The sequence below is a fragment of the Hahella sp. CR1 genome (assembly GCF_029813005.1).
Classification (GTDB): Bacteria; Pseudomonadota; Gammaproteobacteria; order Pseudomonadales; family Oleiphilaceae; genus Hahella.
Genome location: NZ_JAPELK010000005.1, coordinates 339,885 through 361,512, shown reverse-complemented (window position 1 = coordinate 361,512; position 21,628 = coordinate 339,885). Strand labels below are relative to the sequence as shown.

Genomic DNA, 21,628 nt, shown 5'->3' with positions numbered 1-21,628 from the left:
CAGAAATCTCGCCACTTAGCAGGATTGAAGGAAAATTCAGGAAACAAACCCGGAAGCCTGACGCGCCGTCAGATCGGTTAATAAGAGCGATATTTGAGCAGTATAGTGATGATAAGCACGGAAGAAATAGTTGAAAGCCGCGACACATCCTTGTGCCGGAAACTTTTTACTGAGGAGTAGGACCGCCCTCAGTTTTCAGACGCTCGGCTTCCGCCTTGATCATCTGTTGCAGTTCCTGAATATTCGCCTGCACGCGTGAAGCGCCCAACTGAGCGCCCTTGCTCATCAGCTCTGGCATCTTCTGGATAGCTTTCTGTCCGGTTTCAGTCTGGTAGAAAGCGACAATCTCATTGAGCTCCTTTTCAGTAAAAGCGTCCGCGTAGATTTTCACGAACTCTCCCTTCAGGGTGTCGTAACTCATCTGCTTTTTAAAATATCTCATCATGACATCCCGAAAAGGCGTCAGATTGGGGTTTTGTTGCAGCTGAATCGTCATCATTTGTTCGATGGAGTGTTCCATCATGACTTCCATATTCATGACATCCAGCAGCCTGGCTGCGGCTTTCTTGGCGCCATCATCCGCGGCAAAAGCGGAAGGGCTCAGTAGAATCGCCGTCATGACGCAGGCGACTACAGATTTCAACATCATTTTTCTCCTTGGGAATCAATGAATTTAAAGTCAGACGCTGCGGCCATTGTAACGAATCATTCACTCTGACGCCTTGCAAATCACTACAACCTGGGGTTTCCCCCAGGCACTGGCGGCGCATCGTCCACACGCCCCAAACCACCGTCAGTTCCCGTCGACAAACATCTTATTGACCCGGTGAGAATAAGCCTTTAGTTTGCCTAGCTGGTAAAAAATCTAACCTAGAAGACAACTAAGGAGACTATATGGCCGGGCAAACGACTCATTCCCAGGTTGTAGTGTTGGGCAGCGGACCGGGGGGCTACTCCGCAGCGTTCAGAGCCGCGGATATGGGCTTGGAAGTAACCTTGATTGAACGCTATTCATCCTTGGGCGGCGTTTGTCTTAATGTAGGCTGTATTCCGTCCAAAGCGCTCCTGCACGTCGCTTACGTTATGGAAGAAGCGCATTCCGCCTCCGCCGTGGGCGTCACATACGCCAAGCCGGAAGTAGACCTGGATAAAGTGCGCGCGTTCAAAGACAACACGGTCAAGAAGCTGACCCAGGGCGTCCAGGGCATGGCCAAGGGCCGTAAAGTGAAAGTAGTTCACGGCTATGGCGAATTCGCCGGCCCCAACCAGATTACCGTGGACAACGAAGGCGTCAAAACCGAAATTACCTTTGACCACTGCATCATCGCGGCGGGTTCTCAGAGCGTTAAACTGCCTTTTATTCCTCACGACGACCCCCGCGTTCTGGACTCCACCTCCGCACTGGAGCTGAAAGAAATCCCCAAACGCCTGCTGATCGTTGGCGGCGGCATCATCGGTCTGGAAATGGGCACGGTATATGAAGCCCTAGGCAGCGAAGTTAGCATCGTCGAATTCGCTGATCAATTGGTCCCGGCTGCGGACAAAGACCTGATCGCCGTCTACAGCAAATTCGTCAAAGACCAGTTCAACGTCATGCTGTCCACCAAGGTAACGGCGGTGGAAGCGAAGAAAGACGGTCTGTACGTAACTTTCGAAGGCAAGAATGCGCCAGAAGGCCAGCAGTCTTATGACGCCATTCTAGTGGCGGTAGGCCGTTCTCCCAACGGTAAGAAGATCGGCGCAGAAAAAGCGGGCATCCAAGTGGATGAGCGCGGTTTCATCAACACTGACAACCAGCAGCGCACCAACGTACCGCACATCTACGCCATCGGCGATATCGCCGGCAACCCGATGCTGGCGCATAAAGCCACCCATCAGGGCCATGTGGCGGCGGAAGTGATCGCAGGCCACAAGTGCGTATTCGATCCTAAAGTCATTCCTTCCATCGCCTACACCAACCCGGAAATCGCCTGGACTGGTTTGACCGAGAAAGAAGCCAAAGCAGCCAGCATTCCCTACAAAACCGCTGTATTCCCCTGGGTAGCCAGCGGACGCGCTTTAGGCGCCGCGCGCAGCGAAGGTAAAACCAAGCTGATCTACAAAGAAGACGGCACGCTGATTGGCGGCGGCATCGTGGGCATCAACGCCGGCGAACTGCTGGGCGAATTGAGTCTGGCCATTGAGTTCGGCGCGGATGTGGAAGATCTGGCGCTGACTATCCACGCTCACCCAACGCTGCACGAAACCGTTGGTTTGGCTGGCGAATTGGCGGCGGGAACTATTACCGACCTGCCTAACCCCATGGCGAAGATCAAGAAATCCTGATCACCTCACTCGCTATCCAAAAGCCGGCTTTCACGCCGGCTTTTTTATTGCCCGGAGAAATCAAATCCGCCGCCATTGCAATGCGCCACAGCGGACATAATCTTTTTGGACTAGGAACTTTTTCACTTTCCCTGTTACTTACAAGTTGAGGCGCTATGACCAGCAGGACGAGTCGGCGCTGCATTTATACCGGGTAGTATCAACCACAGGAGTATAGCGAGTTCCAATATGACTCTATATCAAACGCATATTCATCAATTGCTGCAGGTGATAGGAAACCGTTGCGGCGTTGATCTGACGCTGAAGAACGGCTACTGCACGCTCTCCTTTGATCAGGAGTCCCGTTTGCACGTGCAGGTCGGCCGGGATTCAGAAACGGTGGTATTCAGAATGCCTCTGACGCAGCCCCCCAACGCCAACAGGGAGACGTTTTACGCCAAACTACTGCACATCAACTCACAACCGGAAACCATGCTGGGGGCATGGCTTGCGCTATCGGAACACTCGGGTGCGGTGGAGCTATGCATGAGTCGCGAGGCGCTCAGCCTGGACGACAGCGAAATGGCCGCCATCCTGCTGAACATGATGGACATGCGGCAATCGCTCAGGCAGGAGCTGGAGACGCCTCAGAGCACGCCCAAGCCGTGCAGTCCGCACTTAGGCGCAAGCGTCCTGCACGCTCGTCATCAAGCGCTCTGAGGCCAATACACAGCGCACTAGGGCTGAAGGTATCCGCCAACAGCCTGGATAATACGGGGAGAATCCGGCGGCGACACCCATATCGCCAAGGCCGTTTTCTCCTGACCTATCTGCGGCGGCGGGGGAAGTTCGATGTTCCACTCCCCTGCGCCCGCCGCCTCCACCCTGTCCAGCACCACAAAGTCATGCATCAGCATACGTCCGCGGTTTTCCCCCGCCTTGATTTCTGACGTCAATCCCACGCCCAGGTATGCGACGTTCAAAACGGCTTTGCTGGAAACCGCAAATGAAGCATGTAAACGGCCGTCCTGCAACTGCGCTGACAGTACGCCAGGCTCGGCGTCGCCGCCATGCCACCGTCTCGCCCCGGAAAACCAGCGACGCCACTCCTTGCTGTTCACCACAATGCCCGGCGTGTAAACATGGGCGACCAAACCTGAGCGTACGTAATCCCGCTGTCTTTCACTGTATTCCTCCCGCGAAAAGCGGTCGGTCCAGCCCAGCTGATTCCAATAATCCACATGAAACGCCATAGGGATGAAATCTTTAAACAGCCCCTTGTCCCCTTTCATTTCCGACAACCACTCATCCGCACGAGGACAACTGCTGCAGCCTTCGGAAGTAAAGAGTTCAACCACATCCGTGGTGTGTTTCGCGCTGACAAACTCCTGCGCAGGAGCCAGTAATGGCCACGCCAATAATATGCATGCAAACAGGTTAGCTTTCACTTTTCACTCCTCGCGCTTCAGGGGCTGTAGACATCAAGACGACAGCCTCTGGTCATTGAATAAAACCAAAGTCTGACGTTTTAGAGTCCGCTTAAGATAATCAGTTCCCTGGACGCCCCAATGCGCTAACTCCATTTTAAGTCTCTTCTCGACACTCAGACCCGACGGTTAACGTTGAAAACGCTTTCCAGAGAAAGCAATGGCCTCTTGAGAATAAGCCCCGCCAAAGCATCGTTATCAGGCGTTTCAGTTATCTCCCAAATCACCGGATGTAGTCCAAATGGGGGTTTGCAATATTTCGAAGGAAAGCTAGAGTATTTCGCACACATAATGAAAACGATTCCACTTCAACGTCTTGTCCCGTCTGAATGAGCACGGACAAAGGCGTTACTTAATTAAGCACCAGCAAACACTCTCGTCGCGACGAATTACCGGGGGCGACATGACGGGCGCCGTCTTCCGTCCGTCATGGCTGCTGGCGCGCTAATACCGCATTGGCTATGTCGAAGTTGTGAACTCGGCTCCAGCCCCTCCGGCGTAAAGCTTCCTCGGGAGATTCCGACGCGCGCAGTGAGCGCGTCGGCCTTTTAAACCTGACAATTACATAAGGTATCGCCAATGATTAAGCAGGGACTTAAAGCGACGGCTATCGCCGCGCTTATCGCAGCCGGGCCGGCAATGGCCTATGACTGCGCAGGACTGAGCAGCTGGGACGCCGCCGCCGTCTATGTCGGCGGCAAAACAATCCAACACAAGCAAAACGCCTACACCGCTAACTGGTGGAACAAAGGCGCAGACCCGGAAGCCCATTCCGGACAATGGCAGGAATGGAAAGCGGAAGGCGCCTGTGATGGCGCCGGCGGCAATCAACGCCCCACCGCCAAACTGACTTCACCCGGCGCAGGGCAAACATTTAAAGTTGGAGCAACGGTGGCGATTAACGCAGAAGCCGCCGATGCAGACGGCTCAGTATCCAACGTCGCCTTCTTCGTAGACGGCGCACAAATATCCCAGGACGCTACCGCGCCATATGCGGCCACCTGGACCGCCACCGCTGGCGCACATACCCTGAAAGTCGTCGCTACCGATGACCGTTCCGCACAGGGCGAATCCGCAACCGTTTCCATTAATGTCTCTGATGACGACACACAACCGCCCTCATCGGACTGTGACGCCCCGCAATACGCCGCGGGAGCCGCATACGCCAATGGCGACCAGGTGCAAAATCTGGGTCGGGTTTACGAGTGCAAGGTCGGCGGATGGTGCTCCTCCAGCGCCGCCTGGGCGTACGAACCAGGTAAAGGGCTTTACTGGGAACAAGCCTGGGGCGATCTTGGCGTATGCAGCGACGGCAACGCCGCTCCGACGGTTTCCCTGAGCAATCCTGCAGACGGCGCAATTATCCTCTCCGGAACGGCCATCAATCTGCAGGCGAGCGCCTCCGATAGCGACGGCGTGGTCACGGAAGTCTCTTTCTACGACGGTTCAAACCTGCTGGGCAGCACGGTAAACACGCCTTACGCCTATGAGTGGCTGAACGCGCCTGTCGGACAACATACGTTGACCGCCGTGGCTAAAGACGATGGGGGCAAATCCACTACCTCCGACAGCGTCACCATCACTGTCAGCGACGAAGCCGTCGCCACCGCCATCACTTCACCGCAAAACAATGCGCGAGTCACGCTTGGCGCCAGCGTCAACATTAACGCCAACGCCAGCTCCATCAACGGAGATATCGCCAAGGTGGAGTTCTTTGTTAACGGAACCTCTATTTCCTCAGACGCCAGCGCCCCCTATCAAAGTAACTGGACGCCTGCTGCGGAAGGCCAATACCAGCTTACCGTCACTGCGACGGACAAAGACGGATACGAGGCCATGTCCACGCCCATCCTGGTGACTGTGCTCGGCGGCAAGACGTCTGATCGCGTTATCGTCGGTTACTGGCACAACTTCGACAATGGCTCCGGCTTCGTCAGACTGCCGGATGTCTCAGCGGACTGGGATGTGATTGATGTCGCCTTCGCCACGCCCAAACTGGGCAGCCATTCCGACATGGAATTCTCTCCGTTCCAGATTTCACCGGCGCAGATGAAAGCGGATATCGCCGCCGTACAGGCCCGCGGTCAGAAAGTCATTATCTCCATCGGCGGCGCGGAAGCCGTGGTGAAGCTGACGGACGCCAACGCAGAGCAGGAATTCGTCGACAGTATGACGGCGCTGATTCGTGAATACGGCTTCGACGGATTCGATATCGATCTGGAGGGCAGTTCTTTGTCTCTGGACGCTGGCGACACCGACTTCAAAAACCCGAAATCTCCGGTACTGACGCATCTGATCTCCGCCAGCAAGCGCATCATCGGCAATTTCGGCGGCAACCTGATGCTGACCATGGCGCCGGAAACCTACTATGTTCAGGGCGGCTTCAGCGCTTATGGCGGCGGCTCAGGCGCTTACTTGCCGGTCATTCACGCCTTGCGCAATGAACTCAGCTTCATTCATGTGCAGCACTATAACTCCGGCTGCATGCTGGGGCTGGACGGCAAGTGCTACAGCGTCAGCACCGCTGACTTCCACGTCGCCATGGCGGAAATGCTGTTGGCTGGTTTCCCTGTAGGCGGCAATGCCAACAACCGCTTCCCGCCCCTGCCAGCGGAAAAAGTGGCGATTGGCCTACCCGCCTCAGCTTCAGCCGCAGGCAGCGGCTACACCTCGCCCTCGGTCGTGCATCAAGCGGTGAATTATCTGGTGAAAGGGCAATCTTTCGGCGGATCTTACCAGTTACAGAATCCTGATGGTTATCCGGGCTTCAAAGGTCTGATGACCTGGTCCATCAACTGGGATCGCGTCAACAATAACGAATATCTGAAGAACCATAAGCCGTTCCTCAACGGTTTATAGTCCCTGCCTTGGGCGCCTTTAGGCGCCCTTTTTTCAACCACTGCTATCCCTTCTCCAATCCCTCGCGCCACTGCGCATATCGATTAACCTAATCGGCCAACAATTCGCCAATTACAATTTCTACACAAAAGTAATCAAATAGATATTTACATATAAAACAATAGGATATACCAAACCTGCCACACCTCTTCGCCGAAGAAGACCGCCGTTACAGGTATCTTCACGTACCCTCACTCACTTGAATAAATAACTGCATACACTATAGTCCCCAGAAAAATGCGCATGTCTCTTGTTTTACCAAAGTGAGTTCGTTTCCACTATGAGTCTGACCATGTCAGCCCCCCGTTCAGGCGCCCTTGGCGTCATACCTCCTCTCTTCAGCATGCTGATCTTTGTTGTCGGCCATGGCCTGTTAACCACGTTACTGACCCTGCGCATGTCCGCGGAGAATGTTTCCACCTTCGCCATCGGTATGATTTCCACCGCGTATTTCGCGGGTCTGGTGATCGGTTCATTCGTCAACGCCAAACTCATTATCCGGGTCGGCCATATCCGCGCCTACGCGGCGTACGCATCTATGCTGGCCAGCGTCGCCATCATGTATGGACTGGTGGTGGAGCCTTACACCTGGGCCTTTCTGCGTCTGCTGGGCGGTTTCGCCACTGGCGGCCTGTTAGTGGTCATTGAATCATGGATGCTGGTGTCCAGCTCTTCCGAAAACCGCGGCAAGGTGATGGCGGTCTACATGATTCTCTTCTACGCCTCGCTGGCGAGCGGACAGCTGTTGCTTAAGTACATCGATCCTTTAACGTTGATTCCTTTCGCGTTAGCCGCTATCGCCGCCTCACTGTCCGTAGTGCCGCTTTCTCTTACTCGCGTGCCTATGCCGGAAATGGGCGAGCCGCATCCGTTGAGCATGGTGGAGCTGATTCGCCTTACGCCAGCCGGCGTATTGAGCAGCTTCATGTCAGGAATGGTGTTGGGTGTGGTGTACGGGCTGTTGCCGTTATTCTTCACCCAGTCCGGTTATGACTTGGATTGGGTCGCTAACCTGATGGCGGTGGTGATCGTCGGCGGCATGGCGCTGCAATATCCGGTCGGCCGCGCGTCAGACCGCTATGACCGTCGTCTGACGCTGACAGCGCTGGCGGCGGCGCTGGCTATTCTCAGCAGCATCATGAGCCTGATGAGCTATGGCGCCGGCGGCAGCAACGCCACGATGGCGCTGATGATCTTCCTGTTGGGGGGCGTCGCGTTCTCTATTTATCCCATCAGTCTCAGCCACGCCTGCGACGAATTGAAGCCTGAGCAGGTGATCAGCGCCAACCAGGGGCTGCTGATTGCTTACAGCGTCGGCGCCATGACCGGGCCACTGGTGGAGCCGGCCTTTGTTTCTATGATGGGACCAAAGGGCATCTTCACTTACTTCGCCGCCGTTTCTCTCGCCCTGGTTGGGTTCCTGTTATGGCGCCGGAGAGTCAGAACGCCTGTGCCGCTGGAAGAACACCAGGCTTACACGCTAACCACGCCGAATACGCCGGTGATGGCGGAATTCGACCCGCGCTCGGATCATGAAGAGGTCACGGACGAGGAAACCAGCGAAGAAGAACAAGCGGCGTAACTTACTCCGCTTTCAGCATAGCGGGCTGCATGGGGCGCTTGTCGCGGTCCCGCAGCCCAACCAGCAATACGTCGCCGCCTGCGCTCACTCTCACTTCTCCATAGCGGGCGGCTTCATAAAACTCGCCAAACCCTTCCTGGAAGAAAAACGCGTCCGAAGCAATATTGATCCGTCCGCCTCTGATCCGATACAGCAGCGCCACCTCGGATGAGCCCGCCTCATCCGCCGATTGCGCCAGGCGTTGAAAGCGGGCGACGTTATCCTCATCCAGCGTCGCAATCACATAGCCGTCCGCCGTCACAACGTCTTCCTGATCGCCCAGCGCATTGTCGATTTGCCGGATCAGCGAATAACGCAGGCGCATATAGTCTCCCTGCATAATCGAGCGGGGATCGCGAGGAGCAAGTTCGAGCAGCACGGTTTCACCGCTTGCGAGCAGTCTTTCTTTGGCGATGATCAGCCCGTTGCATACCAGTAAAACCAGCGTCAGGCCGCCCCAGAGGATTCGTCTGCGCATCATCTCAGTCATGATCTGGCCCCCTCTTCAACGCCAATGCGATCCAGCAATTTGCGCACGCCAATCAGAACCCCGCCTGTCGCAACCAGACTAATTGACTTCGCCAACAGGCTGATTTCGATTCCGTAGAAGTAGGCCGTCAGAAACACGGACAAAAACACCACGCCCAACCCGATATAAAACGTGCGACATTGCGCGACGCCCACCACCAGAGCCAGAGACGCGACCATCAACCCCGGGGCGTTATGCGCGGTTACCGCAGTAATAAGCACCGTCGCGATCAGGATGGCTGGCGCACGCTTGTCTTCGCCAAAGACAGGAAACAACACTCGCCATATCGACCAGATTAAAACCGCCGCTATTCCCAAAGTGGAAATCCAGGGGTTGGGGTAAAACACAAAATCATCCAGCAGATCCGGCAGCACATAAACAGTCGACAATAATGACCATCCTAACGCAGCGACGATCATGCCCGCCGCGAGAGGGGACGTCAGAGCTTCGTATCGGCGTAACCCACTCTGCGAGTCATTCAGGGCCAGCCAGGCGAATCCCGCCACCAACAGAGGCGGCGCTACAGGTATCAGCGCCTGTTGCTTGTGGATATACAGCAGTATGGCTGTCGCGATGCAGATAAAGAGTACGGACAAAAAGCGATGCGCACGGTCTGCGAACAGCGGAATCAACGCCAGATTAAGCATGATCAGCGTCGCCAGTATGCCTTCCACATCGTCAACCAGATCCATCTCTTCCAGACCAAAGCCCAGCATCAACTGGCCAGCCATGCTGGTCGCCAACGCCACTTGGTTAATGAACAGGTGATCCACTAAACGACTCAGAACAGTCGCGCCAACGATGAGTATTAGCCCCAGGGCGACATAGCCCCCATCAGAAGCCATCAAGCTAACGCCTAATGCAAAGGCGATAAACAGCCAACTGCCCAACCAGGCGCCGAAGCCCACCAGCGCCTTGATGAACCAGGGCTGCTCCTCAAACTGCAACAGCCGTTGCTGTAACGGCGCGGGTAATTCCGATGCTGTGGTAATCGCGGAATTCTCCGTCCCCATGCGCTCCAGGAGCTGCGCCAGGGTTAATTTATCGTTACGCATGGGAAGCTCCCTTCCGAATCTTACGCGCCAGCTCACGCAACCAGAGTGCGGCGAAGGCGGTTTGCCCGATCACCAGCAACGCCATGAACAACGCGAACTCGAATGAATCCGCCCATAGTCTTGCTATCAGGGAGTTCAACACCAAAATGATGGCTAAGGCGCATTCCGCCAGAATCAGCAAATCAGGCTTGCGACGCTGATAAAACCAAAGGCAACCGCCCACTACCATAATGAAACCTAGAGGCGTTAATGGAGCGAGGCGTCCGCCATGCTCCCACCCATCAAAAATGACGGACAAGCTGGCGCAGACCATTAACGCCAATACGCCCGTACCAATAACCCTGGGAAACCAGCGTCCTCGCATCCAGGACACGCCGCGTTCGGCGCTATATTCCCATGCGACCAGCACCAGGCCATTCAGCAACAAGAGCGACAGCGCCAGCCCTTGGTCCCACACCATTTGCCCAAGCATCAGCAATGGCCCGCCAAAGTCTTCGCTCCAGCTTGAGTGGGGATAAAGCATCTGCGTCCAATAGAGAATCAGGGCCAGATTGGCCAGCACCGCCGCCAGCATCCATAAACCTGGCTGCCGTCCAATCGCCACCCAGGCCGCCACGAGAACGCCCCAGGCGACAAAGAGTCCGTATGGATCTGCGCCAGTCTGATAGATCTGTCCATACACCGCCAAATGAACGCCCGTCAAAAACGCGGCGGCGAACAGGCAGCAACGCCCGACGATGCTATCCAGCCCTTTACGCCAGGCGCCCCAGGCTCCTGCTACGACACCCGCCTGGATCAAAGCGAATTTGGCGAATTTGTGCAGATCCTGCCAGTTGAAGGCAAAGAATGCGGCGACGCCAGCCAATATCAACGCCGCGCCGCACAACATAAAAAACAGGCGGCATCTGGCGAGCCAATCCGGACGAGAGGTCTGATAACCGGCATGGTCCAACGCGCGATCCAGAGTCGTCTGATCCCATTGCAACTCATTGGCGAGACAAAATATCAAGGCGCGGGAGAGAGGCAGCTCGGCGGCTTCTTTTGCGGTGGAAGGAGGTAAATTCTGGTTCGTCTGCATAGGCGGATTTTCATAGGGTCATTAGACGGTAGTCTATCCCAGACTCGCTTATTAGAATACTTTTCTATAACCAAGTCCGGTTGACAATGTTGATGAAGTTCACGCCAAAAGGCTGATATTTTGGCTAGAATTTTTCTTCGTCGACATCGCGCCGACTCATAAAAACAGATAAAGAAAAACAATAACTAAACAACAAATACAGCAGTTAATCCGCCAACAATGAATATATTAAAAACCGCCATTCTGGGCAGTCTTGCGGCTGTCTCCGTCACGGCTTTTACCGGCTGTGGCACAGTAAACACCGTCATGCGCGGCGATGACGTCGCCGCGCGCAACCTCAACGAAATCGGCACTCATTGTGAGTCCATTCCCCGGGTCTACAGCGGCGTCGCCTATGACCTGTGCCGCCTGCATGGCGCACCCGCCCCCATTCACACCTGGCAGGCGACGGATGGAGAAGCGCACATGTTAGTAGTGGATTTGGTCGTATCAGGCGTGCTCGATACGTTGTCCCTGCCCTACACCATTTTCAAGCAGTCAGAGCAAGGCAATATCCGCATCAAATGATCGCGGGGCCTCTCGTTAGAAAATGCGCCTGAAAGTAATCTAAGACGTGGAGTTTACGCCGGGTCGTCCGGCGGCTCCATGCGACTGCATACCCGGTTACGTCCTTCCTTCTTGGCCTGATACAGACATTCGTCGGCGGTGGACAGCAGGTTTTCGCGACTGATGTGTGGGCCCGGATAGCATGTCACCAGCCCGGCGCTGATGGTGACGATCTTCTTACCGTCGTTATGTTCATGGGCGATCGCCAGTTTGTGTACGGCGTTCAACATGGCGTCAGCGAAACGCTGACCGCCTTCCGCATCCGTGTCTGGCAGAATGACCACGAACTCTTCCCCACCCAGGCGGGCGACAAAGTCCGTGTTGCGCTTGCGCACCTGGTAAATCATCTTCGCCACTTTCTGCAGGCAGGCGTCACCAGCGGGGTGACCATAGAAGTCATTGAATCGCTTGAAGTTATCAATATCGATCATGATCAACGATAACGGCTCTCGCGCCCGGCAGGCGCGGAACCATTCACGACGATAGACTTCCTGGAAATTGCGCCGGTTCGGCACGCCAGTGAGCGCATCGGTCAAGGTCAGCTTTTTTAACAAATCCCGATTGCGCACCAGTTCCAGCAAGTTACGCGTTCGCGCTTTGACGATAGAGTGGCTGTAAGGTTTGATAATGTAATCGATGGCGCCAGCTTCAAGGCCGCGCGTCTCGTCTTCCGCAGAGTCCCGCGAGGTGACGAACACAATGGGAATATCGCGGGTTTCCGGTTCACGCTTTAGCTGTTTGCAGACCTGATAGCCGTCCGTGTCCGGCAGCACCACATCCAGCATGATCAGATGCGGATGCGCCTCACGGGCGATCTGCTTGGCCTGTTCGCCATTGACCGCAAAGAACAGCTCATACTCATCCCCCAGCATGCTCGCCAGAGTCTCAATATTGCTGACGGAGTCGTCCACGATAAGGACACGCTGCTTGGTCTGCGGTCTGCCGCCTCCCAGAGTCAGCTCAGTTTCTTCCAGCGACAACTGAATCTGGCGCAGGAATAACTCTTCCCGCTCCTGGGCGTTGCGCAGTTCCGACTTCATTTCCCGCAACACCAACTGCGTGTTGACCTTGGCGATGAGTTCGAACCAATTAAACGGTTTGATGACATAGTCCACGGCGCCTTGTTTGTAGCCGTTGACCATGTCGTCCACGTCATTTTTCGCAGTCAGAAAAATGACGGGAATATGCCGGGTATTCGCGTTGCTTTTAAGCCTGCGGCATACTTCAAAGCCATCCATGCCGGGCAACTGGATATCTAGCAAGATAATGTCCGGTAAGTCCCGGATCGCCATTTCCAGCGCCTCTTCGCCAGTCATGGCGAACTCCACTTCGTGCACTTCTTTGAAGATGTTATGCAGAAGCTCAATATTGGTGGCCTGATCATCCACCACCAAAATACGCCCGGCCGGTTGTTGCTTAGCCATAGGTCGTCGCTCTAATCGTCTGTTCGTATCAGGTTTCGCAAACGTCTCAACGCTTCCAGCGCCTCTTTAAAGTTCAACTTCTGTAAGTTTAATAGCAAATCCTGATTTTCTCTCTTTGCGGCGTCACTTAATACGTACGCATTGACTTCTTTAGCGACGTCCCTGGCGCGTAAGTTATTGCTGGAAATAAGTTTTTCCAGCTCATCCAGTATTTCAAGCAATGCACCCCGAGCTAACGGCCCATCCTCGTTTTGAGGCTGCGGCTCGGGTTCGCCGTTGCTTTCCAGTTCCAGCAACAGCAGCTCCGCCTGACGCGCAGAGCCGGACATTTCGTCCAGTGCGTCCGCCAGCACCACCAGGGACTCGTTTCTCACCTGCCCCAGGCGTATCTCCTTTTCCAGAGTCATGGCGGCTTGATACACACCCTCGGCGCCGAGATTACCGGCTTCGCCTTTCAGGCTATGGGCCAAATGTTCAGCCCCCTGCTCATCGCCTTGGTCCAGCATGTCCTGCAAACGGGCGCAGGCGTGAGAATTGTTTTCAATAAAATCCACGACCAGATGCAGCAGCAGCGATATATTGCCCAGGAAGCGCGCTTGCGCTTGCTGCCAGTCGATCCCCGGCAGATCCAGTTCAATGGAGTTCTCCGTGATCTTACGGGCGGGCTTGTCCACAGTAGACTCGGCAGCCTCTGTCCGCTTGCTTGGAGGCGCTTCCCGCATCCAGGCTTTTAACGTCCGGTACAACTGGTTAACGTCGATAGGCTTGGTAATATAATCATTCATACCCGCCTTAAGGCAACGTTCTTTATCACCGGCGATCGCCATCGCCGTCATAGCGACAACCGGCGTTTTATCCAGACCCGGCAGTTTGCGCAACAATTGCGTCGCCTGCAAGCCATCCATCTCGGGCATCTGAATATCCATGAATATCAGATCCCAGAGTCCTTCTTTGCGATACAAGGCGTCTTTGATACGGTTAATGGCCTGCAAGCCGTTGTTGCAGATGTCTACATGTAACCCCAGGTCACCCAGCAGATGACGGGCCACTTCCTGGTTACCCGGATTATCCTCCACCACCAGCACTTTGCCAGATACCCTTGGACGGGCCACAGGACCGACTTCTTTCACTTCCTGTGGCGGCGGAGCCTCGTCCGTATCCACCTGGAAACCAGCCGTGAATACAAATGTGCTGCCTTTGCCTGGCGTGCTCTTCGCCCAGATCTTGCCCCCCATCAACTGCACCAGTTGCTTACAGATGGCGAGCCCCAGGCCGGTGCCTTCATAACGTCGACTTAAACGGCTATCCACCTGACTGAATGCTGCGAACAGGCGCGACAGATTTTTCGGCGCAATGCCCACGCCGGTGTCACGAATGGAAAAGCGCAGCATCACCGGTCCTTCGTCGCCGGCTTCTTTCTTGTACAGACGCACCGTCACTACAATTTTGCCTCGCTCCGTGAACTTAATCGCGTTGTTCACCAGATTGAGCAGGATCTGTCCCAGACGGTCCGGGTCGCCTTTCAGACGCTGCGGCACGTCCTGGGAGACGGAAAAGATCAGCTCCAGTTGCTTCTCCGCCGCCTTCGCCGCTTCCATTTGCGCCAACTGCTGTAGAACGCCGTCGAGCGTAAAGGGCCTGTTTTCAATCTTGAGTTTGCCCGCTTCGATCTTGGAGAAATCGAGAATGTCATTGATCAGCGCCAGCAGCGACTTGGCGGCGACGTTAATGCGGGTGAGGAAATCTGTCTGCCTTGCGTCCAGGTCCGTGCGCTGCATCAGATAGCACATTCCCAATATCGCATTCATGGGGGTGCGAATCTCATGGCTGACGTTGGCGACGAAGAAACTCTTGGCTTCACTGGCGGTTTCAGCCTGTTCTTTAGCCAGAATGAGTTCTTTTTCCGTCTGCTTGCGCGCATCGATCTCACCACGCAGTTTCCGTATCAGGATGTTGATCGCCACCCAAGCGATGAGCAACAGACATAGCGTCAATAAAGCGTCCATTAAAAACGCATGCTGCATGTTGCGCTTGAGCTTGCTGAAGAAGAGATGGCTGACTTCAAAACGCGCGACGCCCAGAAGTTCGTCCGTCACCCTGGAATACAGCTCAATTTGAGCGGCGTAGCAACCTGCGCATTTGCGCACGCCCCAGGTGCGATTGAGAATCCCTGATGGCGCATTCAACGTGGTGTAGTCCAGTTCCAGCGTCACGCTTTGGAAAAAAGGCGTCTCCGATACAGGATCGGTCAACAGCAGAATCTGATCAATCACCCGCTCCACCCGCTCCCGGTCCACCGGCTGACCAGGATGCTCCGTCAGCACATCCGCCAACGCCACTCCCTGGGAGTAGGCCAGTATCTGGGCGTTCGCCTGCGCTTCTTCGCTTAAACGGGGCTCCAGGCCGAGAAACCAATAAACCGCCAATACGCCTTCCAACGCCAGCGCCAGCAATGAAAACGCAAGCGTGGCGGCGATAGGCACGCGGGATCGCTCTGCACGGATGTCACGGGCCATATGTTTTCGCCACCTTCAGAAAAAACGCTTTGATACGAATCTGCGATTCCGCCAACGTCTGCAAATTGATGTAAGGCTTTATATGCGCCTCGACCGCCAGTCCGCCCAAAACGCCTTTGGACACATCCCCTTCAAACGGAGAGAAAAGCACCACCTGTTTGTCGACGCCGAACTCGATCAATTGCTTAAGTTCGTCGTCAAACAGTTTTTCAATGATGAAAATACCGGCGGGTGGCGCTGTCTGATATTTGCTCAAGGCGAAATCATTGGAGATCTCAACCCGAATGGGCAGCCCTCGCACCCGCGCCTGCAGCTCGCCCTCGCCCAGCTCCAACAACTCACGGCCATAGAACTCCGCTTTGGCGCTGTTGTTGGCGTATATAAGCACTATTTTTAAATAATCGTCGTGGGTCTTCTTGGACTCGATATCCTGATCCGCCGCCAGCAGGGAGCGGAATAACTTCAAGCCGGTGCGGATGCGGCGCTCCTCCATGGTGTCCGCATGCGCCGTTAACGCCCAGGCGCAACTGAGAAGCAACAGGAGTAAGGATAGAAGCTGCCTGAAATTATGCGAGCCGGTAACAAAATGAATTGGCATACAGGCTTATTGGAGCTTGCCGCATGACTTGCGGCGACGCGCTCGCGCTGCATATTCGTCGCCTGTTCGGACGCCAAGAGGCTGTTGACGTTTCGGCATTATTTGTTCGCTAATTTGATCCGCATGAGTGGGCACAACCTTTCCACGAATCGAATTATAAATCAAGTTGAGAGATGGCATAGCCCGCTATGCGGGCCGCTTAGCCTCAGACCGCCTGCTTGCGGGGACTGGCGCGATATCCGCTGTCGATGGAAAGGGCGCACAGGCCCGCCAGCGCCCGCACGAACGCCAGCCTCTCCTCCGGCGCGGACAGGCCATTTTCTTCATCGGGCTGAAACAGCAGACAGAGCAGACCAATGCGACGCCCCTGGCGGTTCTTGAGCGGCATCGCCACAGCGCTGAGGCGTTCGCTGCCGACGTGATTCAACAGGCTCTCATGGGTGCCGCAACGGGCTGCGGAATCGTAGGTGACGGCGATGACGCTCAGGTCCTCTTGGTAGGTCGCCTGCACAAAGGCGATATTCTGATCAGACAAACGCAGCGACGGCATTGCGTGATGAGTTTTAGCGCCATGACGCGTCTGGAAGCACGCCGGCCACAAATGCTCCTCTTCAGGGTCGATCAGGTAGACCAGTGACCCTTCCGCCTGACTCATATGCATCGCATTCAGGGACACCTCATGCAGCAGGCGCTCGAAATCCTGCTCTTCCGCCAGAGTACGAGTCAGCCCAGTGAAGCGGCTGATGGTGTTCTTCATCAGTTCAATCGCGGACGCCAGGGAGTCGATGTCGCTGATGGATGACTTCACGGTTAATGGCGACACAAAATCCAGGCGCTGGATACGGCGGGTTTCCTCCGCCAGATTTCTGAGCGGGCGCGCAATCTGATTGGCGAAAAACAGGGCGAACGGCAAGGCCAGTATCACGATAACCAGTGTGATAATGCCTGACTGATTGGTGATTTCGTACGCCTCCGCCAACAACTCGGACTCCGGCGCCAGTATCATCAGGTTGGCGGTGAAGCCCACCAGGTTAACGGGACGGGTCACTCCCAACCAACGTTCGCCGTGGGAGTCAAAGAAGAAGTCGGAGCCGGCGGATTCCTTCTGCCGCGCGATGAAGTCGCGAATCTCAGGACTTTTCAGATCCGCCAGTTGCAGGATGCGCAATTTCTCAGGATCGTTATCCACGACTATGGTGGCGGGGTCCAGACTACCGATCACGCTACCGTCATGGGTATAGATCAGCATTTGCGACGAAGGACTGACCCGATTCTCCTGCAAGGTCTGCGACAGCGACTCCAGGGTGATGTCCGCCGCGAACACCGCACCGCTGGCGGGGTCCTGCTTTACCGCCGTCACTCCGACCTTACCGATAAAATAATACAAATAAGGCTGCGTGGTGGTGACGTCGCGAGTATAGGCCGCCAGACGATACCAGGGGCGCACGGTGGGATCGTAATTGGAGTAGCCGAGGTCTTTCTCGCCAATTCGATTCAGCGCTTCATCGTAGTAAAAGCGCATGAAAGCGTTGGCGCCGTCGCTGCGCTCGATGTTGTCCACCACATAATGGGCGCCCAATGGCGCGTCAAAACGTTTCAGCAGATATTCCGAGTTCAGGTTGCGAATGATGAAGTATTCTGAGTCCGCATACCCTACGGATAACGCGGCGACTTGCGGCTGCGCCCGTAAAACGGCGACCAGGCTGGGTAAGTGCTGTAAGCGGCCTTCCAGGTCGCTTTCCTGCATCAACGGCGATAGTGAGAGTAGTTTGACGGTGGCGGAAACGGGAGAGTAGCCTGCGTAAAACGCGCCGCTGACGTCCGTGGCCACTCTATCGAACAAGTGATGGGTGGACGTTATGAATATGTCCGACATTTTCTGGTGATGAAACCAGCCCAATACCGCGCCGAAGGTCAGTAACAGCGCAATAAAGGCCATCGCCAAATGGAACTGGATCGAGTGCTTGGCTCTACGTCTTTTGGTTCGAAACACATTGTCGTCCGAATCTGGGCGTGTTAATCCTTACTACCCTCAATACGGTTTATTTAGCCGCATAAACCGTCGACTACAGAGGCATACGTAGTAACACGTAACTTTAACACAATTGGGAGGGCCAGGCTCCGCAATTTCGCGATTAATCCGTAATATTCGCTCTGGTCTAGTCCTTTAAAAAAGTCAGGGGCGCTCAGAATTACCAAATTAGTATTGGCTTGACAACTCGTACCTGTCCTCACGGACAGGATATTCGGCGTCAATGATTTGAGCAGCCCGGTCAAAACAGAACATTCTATCGCATTGGGATCCAATTATGATTGATTTTCGCAGCGACACTGTCACCCGCCCCAGCCAGACCATGAGAGCCGCCATGGCGGCCGCAGAAGTCGGCGATGATGTCTACGGCGATGACCCAACGGTTAACCGCTTGCAGGACATGGCGGCGGAGATGCTGGGCTATGAAGCCGCCTTGTTCGCCTGCAGCGGCACCCAGACCAATCTGCTGGCGCTGCTCACCCACTGCCAGCGCGGCGACGAGTATCTGGTAGGCCAACAGGCGCACACCTATAAATATGAAGGCGGCGGCGCAGCGGTGCTGGGAGGCATTCAACCTCAACCTATCGAGCACGATGCGGACGGAACCATCCCTCTGGCGAAAATCGAGGCGGCCATCAAGCCTGACGACTTTCATTTCGCCCGCACCCGTCTGCTAAGCCTGGAAAACACGATAGGCGGCAAGGTGATTCCGCAAGATTACATCCGAAACGCAACGGACCTTGCCCGCCACCGGGGTCTCGCCACTCACCTGGACGGAGCCCGCCTGTTCAATGCGACCGTCAAGCAAGGCATTGAACCCAAAGAGGCCACGCAATACTTCGACTCCGTCTCCATTTGCCTGTCAAAAGGCCTCGGCGCGCCGGTTGGCTCGCTCTTGTGCGGCGACAAGGCCTTTATCGACACCGCCCGGCGCTGGCGAAAAGTCTGTGGCGGCGGCATGCGGCAAGCTGGCGTCCTGGCCGCAGCAGGCATCATTGCGTTGCAATCAGGGGTTGAACGTCTACAAGAGGATCACGACAACGCCACTTATCTGGCGCAACGTCTGGCGGAGACCAACCTGTTCGACATAGATATAAATCTGGTGCAGACCAACATGGTGTTCGCCGCCTACCGGGGGGACGACCTCAACGCGCTGGCGCAGTATCTGAAGTCACAAAATATCTTAATTTCTCCGTCACCTACGATTCGGTTCGTTACGCATCTCGATATCTCACGGGATGACATTGAGCACTTGGCGCAAGCACTGCTGGCGTTTAAAAAATAAACGCTACGTATATTGGAGTCTGAATAAAGGCTCCAATACTTTCCCCGCTCAGTAACGCTACAAACAGTTCCCTTTTTGAGCAACTTCCCACCTCACACCGAGGGCTACGTAACTCTTTGTAAAAAATAAATTTTCCAGTCTGGCTACCTGTTAGGAATAATATGCTATATTTTGTCTGTTAATTATTATTAATAAAACAACGGGCATTAAGGAATAACTATGAGCGACGTTTATTCTACTCCGCAATCCAACCTCACTCCGGAGCGTAGTGGAGACCGCAGGTGGGGCTCGCTGGAAGACGGCGTTAACGGCAACTACCACTTTCGGGTGGGCGAACTGATCAGCGAGGCCTGGGAGCGCACCAATGGTGCGAAAATGACCCTCATCCTCGCGGGAATAGTCTATATCGCGGTAATGTTCGGCGTGACAATCGTCACAAGCATCATTTTCGGCATTATCACTCCAGACAACGCCGTGATCGCCCTCATTCTCGGTCTTGTAAACCAGATTGTCATTTCCGCAGTCACCATCCCTATTGCAATGGGCATGTTCATTCTGGGATTAAAGCGTTCAGTTGATGCGCCTATCAATGTAGGAGAAATCTTCAACTACTTCAGCAAAGTCGTCCCGCTACTTATTGGCGTGATCCTGATGTACCTGTTGATCGCCCTCGGATTTGTACTGCTGATCATCCCAGGCATCTATCTAGCTGTTAGTTATTATTTGGCGTTGCCTTTAATTGCAGAAAAGGGCCTTTCTCCGTGGCAGGCTCTGGAAGCCTCTCGTAAAGCCATCACCAAGCGCTGGTTCGCCGTTTTTGGCTTGTTCTTGCTGCTGGGCTTGATTAATTTTGTGGCAATGATCCCATTGGGCATTGGCTTGATTTGGACCTTGCCCATGACCATGATTTGTTACGGCGCACTGTACCGTAATATCTTCGGCGTGGAAGAGGAAACTATGGCGGGTTAATCGCCAAGCGGCTTCTTGTGCGAAAAAGCCAGCGTAATGCTGGCTTTTTTATGTAGATATCAGAGATCTTCCAGGTTATTCAACTGGATGCTCAACGCAGCGCCAGAGATATGAATCTCCACCAAACATATAATCAGAGAGCCGATTAAAAACAATAAACTCCCTCCAAGCAGCCCTTCCCCCACGTACTCCAACTGTAAAATCAGACTGCCCATGGAGAGCGTGCATAAAATAAAAGCCATCACTCCAAGAGTCTGCATCCAGCGAATCAAATGAATCCGCTTCCGCAAATGCAGAATCTGCTGCTTCATATGACGTTCCTTCGTCTCATTCAACTGCTTGTACAAAGAGCGAATCAACTGGGCAATCACCAGAAAACGGTTGGTGTAAGCCAGCAATAGCAGGGAGATGGCGGGAAACAGTAGTGCAGGTGTAGAGATGTTCAGCATCGTTGAAAGCTTAGGGCCTTAAGAAACAAACTAATTACCAATCAGATCACAAAGCCTATCCCTTTTCCACAAGCGCCTCTAGAATGGGCGCTCAAGAATAAGACAGGTGATATCAAACCAGGAGCCATTCTGATCTGATATGACAATCAGACTAGCGGAAGACACATGGTCGCTGTTGTTGACTGCAAGTACTAGTGAAAATGATCTCCAATGAAAAAAGCTTTAAGCATTACCATCTGTCTATCGATAACTTTAACGCTGTTATTTTCTTTTATTATTACAAATAGTTGGCGACTTCTTGACGGCTTCGCAGACCTCGAAAAAATATACTCTGTCTCCATTTACTTACAAGCAGTTCTTGCTTTTATAACCTGCCTTATTAGCTACGCTTACTTTCTATCTAAAAAATCTACAAAGGCAATGCTCGGAGGCGCAGTAGTTTCTGCAGTTATATATGTTGTCAGCACTTATACGGTTACCCTTTCATACAGAATTAACTCGTTTTCAACCAGCATTAGCGGATTCATCGTTAGTGAAATTCCGTTTTCTGAGTCACAAACATTAGAGCGAAAGTGGTATGGATACCTTGTAAGCTCAGACAATGGCTCAACCCCTCTCGTTGTTTCCGCATCCCCTCTTTTTAGCCAGACGGAGGCGATCGACTCGTTAATAAATAATCATAGTCTCTGTAAAAAATTGACGGATGGTCAGTGCCAAGAATACGAGCTTTCCTGGCCATAACTACGGAACTCGTCAAACAGCCAGACGAAAACTTAA

General features: G+C 54.3%; 18 protein-coding genes. 8 read left to right on the top strand and 10 right to left on the bottom strand.

Going from position 1 to position 21,628, the window contains the following annotated elements:
- Positions 1-166: 166 nt before the first annotated feature.
- The gene (locus ONV78_RS14820) at positions 167-649 is read right to left on the bottom strand and encodes a DUF2059 domain-containing protein (protein WP_279504167.1); all 483 of its coding nucleotides are present in this window, start codon (positions 647-649) and stop codon (positions 167-169) included.
- A gap of 245 nt (positions 650-894) precedes the next feature.
- On the opposite strand from ONV78_RS14820, the gene lpdA reads away from it, so the two are divergent.
- Together lpdA and ONV78_RS14810 are read left to right on the top strand one after the other, a co-directional pair.
- The gene (gene lpdA, locus ONV78_RS14815; RefSeq protein WP_279504166.1) at positions 895-2,325 is read left to right on the top strand and encodes a dihydrolipoyl dehydrogenase; all 1,431 of its coding nucleotides are present in this window, start codon (positions 895-897) and stop codon (positions 2,323-2,325) included.
- Between the two features lie 228 nt (positions 2,326-2,553).
- The gene (locus ONV78_RS14810) at positions 2,554-3,024 is read left to right on the top strand and encodes a type III secretion system chaperone (protein ID WP_216736407.1); all 471 of its coding nucleotides are present in this window, start codon (positions 2,554-2,556) and stop codon (positions 3,022-3,024) included.
- A gap of 17 nt (positions 3,025-3,041) precedes the next feature.
- Here ONV78_RS14810 and ONV78_RS14805 read toward each other — a convergent pair whose 3' ends face one another.
- Positions 3,042-3,752, bottom strand: a complete 711-nt coding sequence (locus tag ONV78_RS14805) for a DUF1223 domain-containing protein (protein WP_279504165.1) — start codon at positions 3,750-3,752, stop codon at positions 3,042-3,044.
- Positions 3,753-4,370: 618 nt separating this feature from the next.
- On the opposite strand from ONV78_RS14805, the gene ONV78_RS14800 reads away from it, so the two are divergent.
- Together ONV78_RS14800 and ONV78_RS14795 are read left to right on the top strand one after the other, a co-directional pair.
- On the top strand, positions 4,371-6,650 hold the full coding sequence (locus ONV78_RS14800) for an Ig-like domain-containing protein (protein ID WP_279504164.1): 2,280 nt from the start codon (positions 4,371-4,373) through the stop codon (positions 6,648-6,650).
- A 331-nt stretch (positions 6,651-6,981) separates the two neighbouring features.
- Positions 6,982-8,271 carry an MFS transporter gene (locus tag ONV78_RS14795; protein ID WP_279504162.1) on the top strand — a complete coding sequence of 430 codons (1,290 nt, stop codon included), beginning with the start codon at positions 6,982-6,984 and terminating at the stop codon, positions 8,269-8,271.
- A gap of 1 nt (position 8,272) precedes the next feature.
- On the opposite strand, the gene ONV78_RS14790 is transcribed toward ONV78_RS14795, so the two are convergent.
- The 3 genes from ONV78_RS14790 to ONV78_RS14780 are packed head-to-tail and all read right to left on the bottom strand — an operon-like array spanning position 8,273 to position 10,972.
- Positions 8,273-8,800: a GDYXXLXY domain-containing protein gene (locus ONV78_RS14790; protein ID WP_279504160.1), complete on the bottom strand. Its 528-nt coding sequence runs from the start codon at positions 8,798-8,800 to the stop codon at positions 8,273-8,275.
- Positions 8,797-9,894: a DUF4401 domain-containing protein gene (locus ONV78_RS14785; protein WP_279504159.1), complete on the bottom strand. Its 1,098-nt coding sequence runs from the start codon at positions 9,892-9,894 to the stop codon at positions 8,797-8,799. The genes ONV78_RS14790 and ONV78_RS14785 overlap by 4 nt, the downstream gene beginning before the upstream one ends.
- A complete protein-coding gene (locus ONV78_RS14780) occupies positions 9,887-10,972 on the bottom strand; it encodes a DUF2157 domain-containing protein (RefSeq protein ID WP_279504158.1) in 1,086 nt (361 codons plus the stop codon). The genes ONV78_RS14785 and ONV78_RS14780 overlap by 8 nt, the downstream gene beginning before the upstream one ends.
- 219 nt (positions 10,973-11,191) lie before the next feature.
- Here ONV78_RS14780 and ONV78_RS14775 point away from each other — a divergent pair, with 219 nt between their 5' ends.
- Positions 11,192-11,539 (top strand): YceK/YidQ family lipoprotein, encoded by a 348-nt coding sequence (locus ONV78_RS14775; protein ID WP_127968455.1) that lies wholly within the window; start codon positions 11,192-11,194, stop codon positions 11,537-11,539.
- 53 nt (positions 11,540-11,592) lie between these two features.
- Here the strand turns inward: ONV78_RS14775 and ONV78_RS14770 are convergent, their stop codons facing one another.
- From ONV78_RS14770 to ONV78_RS14755, 4 genes are all read right to left on the bottom strand, one after another.
- Positions 11,593-13,002 carry a PleD family two-component system response regulator gene (locus ONV78_RS14770; protein WP_127968454.1) on the bottom strand — a complete coding sequence of 470 codons (1,410 nt, stop codon included), beginning with the start codon at positions 13,000-13,002 and terminating at the stop codon, positions 11,593-11,595.
- 11 nt (positions 13,003-13,013) lie between these two features.
- Positions 13,014-15,518 (bottom strand): ATP-binding protein, encoded by a 2,505-nt coding sequence (locus ONV78_RS14765; RefSeq protein ID WP_279504156.1) that lies wholly within the window; start codon positions 15,516-15,518, stop codon positions 13,014-13,016.
- Positions 15,508-16,116 carry a hypothetical protein gene (locus ONV78_RS14760; RefSeq protein WP_279504155.1) on the bottom strand — a complete coding sequence of 203 codons (609 nt, stop codon included), beginning with the start codon at positions 16,114-16,116 and terminating at the stop codon, positions 15,508-15,510. Before ONV78_RS14760 ends, ONV78_RS14765 begins: the two co-directional genes overlap by 11 nt.
- Before the next feature lie 205 nt (positions 16,117-16,321).
- Positions 16,322-18,109: a GAF domain-containing protein gene (locus ONV78_RS14755; RefSeq protein ID WP_279504153.1), complete on the bottom strand. Its 1,788-nt coding sequence runs from the start codon at positions 18,107-18,109 to the stop codon at positions 16,322-16,324.
- Between the two features lie 316 nt (positions 18,110-18,425).
- Between ONV78_RS14755 and ltaE the strand changes: the two genes are divergently transcribed.
- Both ltaE and ONV78_RS14745 read left to right on the top strand, forming a co-directional pair.
- A complete protein-coding gene (gene ltaE / locus ONV78_RS14750; RefSeq protein WP_279504151.1) occupies positions 18,426-19,433 on the top strand; it encodes a low-specificity L-threonine aldolase in 1,008 nt (335 codons plus the stop codon).
- A 219-nt stretch (positions 19,434-19,652) separates the two neighbouring features.
- Positions 19,653-20,402: a hypothetical protein gene (locus ONV78_RS14745; RefSeq protein ID WP_216736397.1), complete on the top strand. Its 750-nt coding sequence runs from the start codon at positions 19,653-19,655 to the stop codon at positions 20,400-20,402.
- Between the two features lie 59 nt (positions 20,403-20,461).
- Here ONV78_RS14745 and ONV78_RS14740 read toward each other — a convergent pair whose 3' ends face one another.
- A complete protein-coding gene (locus ONV78_RS14740; protein ID WP_216736396.1) occupies positions 20,462-20,851 on the bottom strand; it encodes a DUF2721 domain-containing protein in 390 nt (129 codons plus the stop codon).
- A gap of 210 nt (positions 20,852-21,061) precedes the next feature.
- Between ONV78_RS14740 and ONV78_RS14735 the strand changes: the two genes are divergently transcribed.
- A complete protein-coding gene (locus ONV78_RS14735) occupies positions 21,062-21,592 on the top strand; it encodes a hypothetical protein (protein ID WP_279504146.1) in 531 nt (176 codons plus the stop codon).
- Positions 21,593-21,628: the final 36 nt, after the last annotated feature.

Bases quoted from the DNA above. Each gene is read 5' to 3' on its own strand.
- lpdA (WP_279504166.1), top strand. From the start codon at position 895: ATGGCCGGGCAAACGACTCATTCCCAGGTTGTAGTGTTGGGCAGCGGA.
- ONV78_RS14745 (WP_216736397.1), top strand. From the start codon at position 19,653: ATGAGCGACGTTTATTCTACTCCGCAATCCAACCTCACTCCGGAGCGT.
- ONV78_RS14795 (WP_279504162.1), top strand. From the start codon at position 6,982: ATGTCAGCCCCCCGTTCAGGCGCCCTTGGCGTCATACCTCCTCTCTTC.
- ONV78_RS14790 (WP_279504160.1), bottom strand. From the start codon at position 8,800: ATGACTGAGATGATGCGCAGACGAATCCTCTGGGGCGGCCTGACGCTG.
- ONV78_RS14765 (WP_279504156.1), bottom strand. From the start codon at position 15,518: ATGGCCCGTGACATCCGTGCAGAGCGATCCCGCGTGCCTATCGCCGCC.
- ONV78_RS14775 (WP_127968455.1), top strand. From the start codon at position 11,192: ATGAATATATTAAAAACCGCCATTCTGGGCAGTCTTGCGGCTGTCTCC.
- ONV78_RS14770 (WP_127968454.1), bottom strand. From the start codon at position 13,002: ATGGCTAAGCAACAACCGGCCGGGCGTATTTTGGTGGTGGATGATCAG.
- ONV78_RS14810 (WP_216736407.1), top strand. From the start codon at position 2,554: ATGACTCTATATCAAACGCATATTCATCAATTGCTGCAGGTGATAGGA.
- ONV78_RS14785 (WP_279504159.1), bottom strand. From the start codon at position 9,894: ATGCGTAACGATAAATTAACCCTGGCGCAGCTCCTGGAGCGCATGGGG.
- ONV78_RS14740 (WP_216736396.1), bottom strand. From the start codon at position 20,851: ATGCTGAACATCTCTACACCTGCACTACTGTTTCCCGCCATCTCCCTG.
- ONV78_RS14780 (WP_279504158.1), bottom strand. From the start codon at position 10,972: ATGCAGACGAACCAGAATTTACCTCCTTCCACCGCAAAAGAAGCCGCC.
- ONV78_RS14820 (WP_279504167.1), bottom strand. From the start codon at position 649: ATGATGTTGAAATCTGTAGTCGCCTGCGTCATGACGGCGATTCTACTG.
- ONV78_RS14735 (WP_279504146.1), top strand. From the start codon at position 21,062: ATGAAAAAAGCTTTAAGCATTACCATCTGTCTATCGATAACTTTAACG.
- ltaE (WP_279504151.1), top strand. From the start codon at position 18,426: ATGATTGATTTTCGCAGCGACACTGTCACCCGCCCCAGCCAGACCATG.
- ONV78_RS14800 (WP_279504164.1), top strand. From the start codon at position 4,371: ATGATTAAGCAGGGACTTAAAGCGACGGCTATCGCCGCGCTTATCGCA.
- ONV78_RS14760 (WP_279504155.1), bottom strand. From the start codon at position 16,116: ATGCCAATTCATTTTGTTACCGGCTCGCATAATTTCAGGCAGCTTCTA.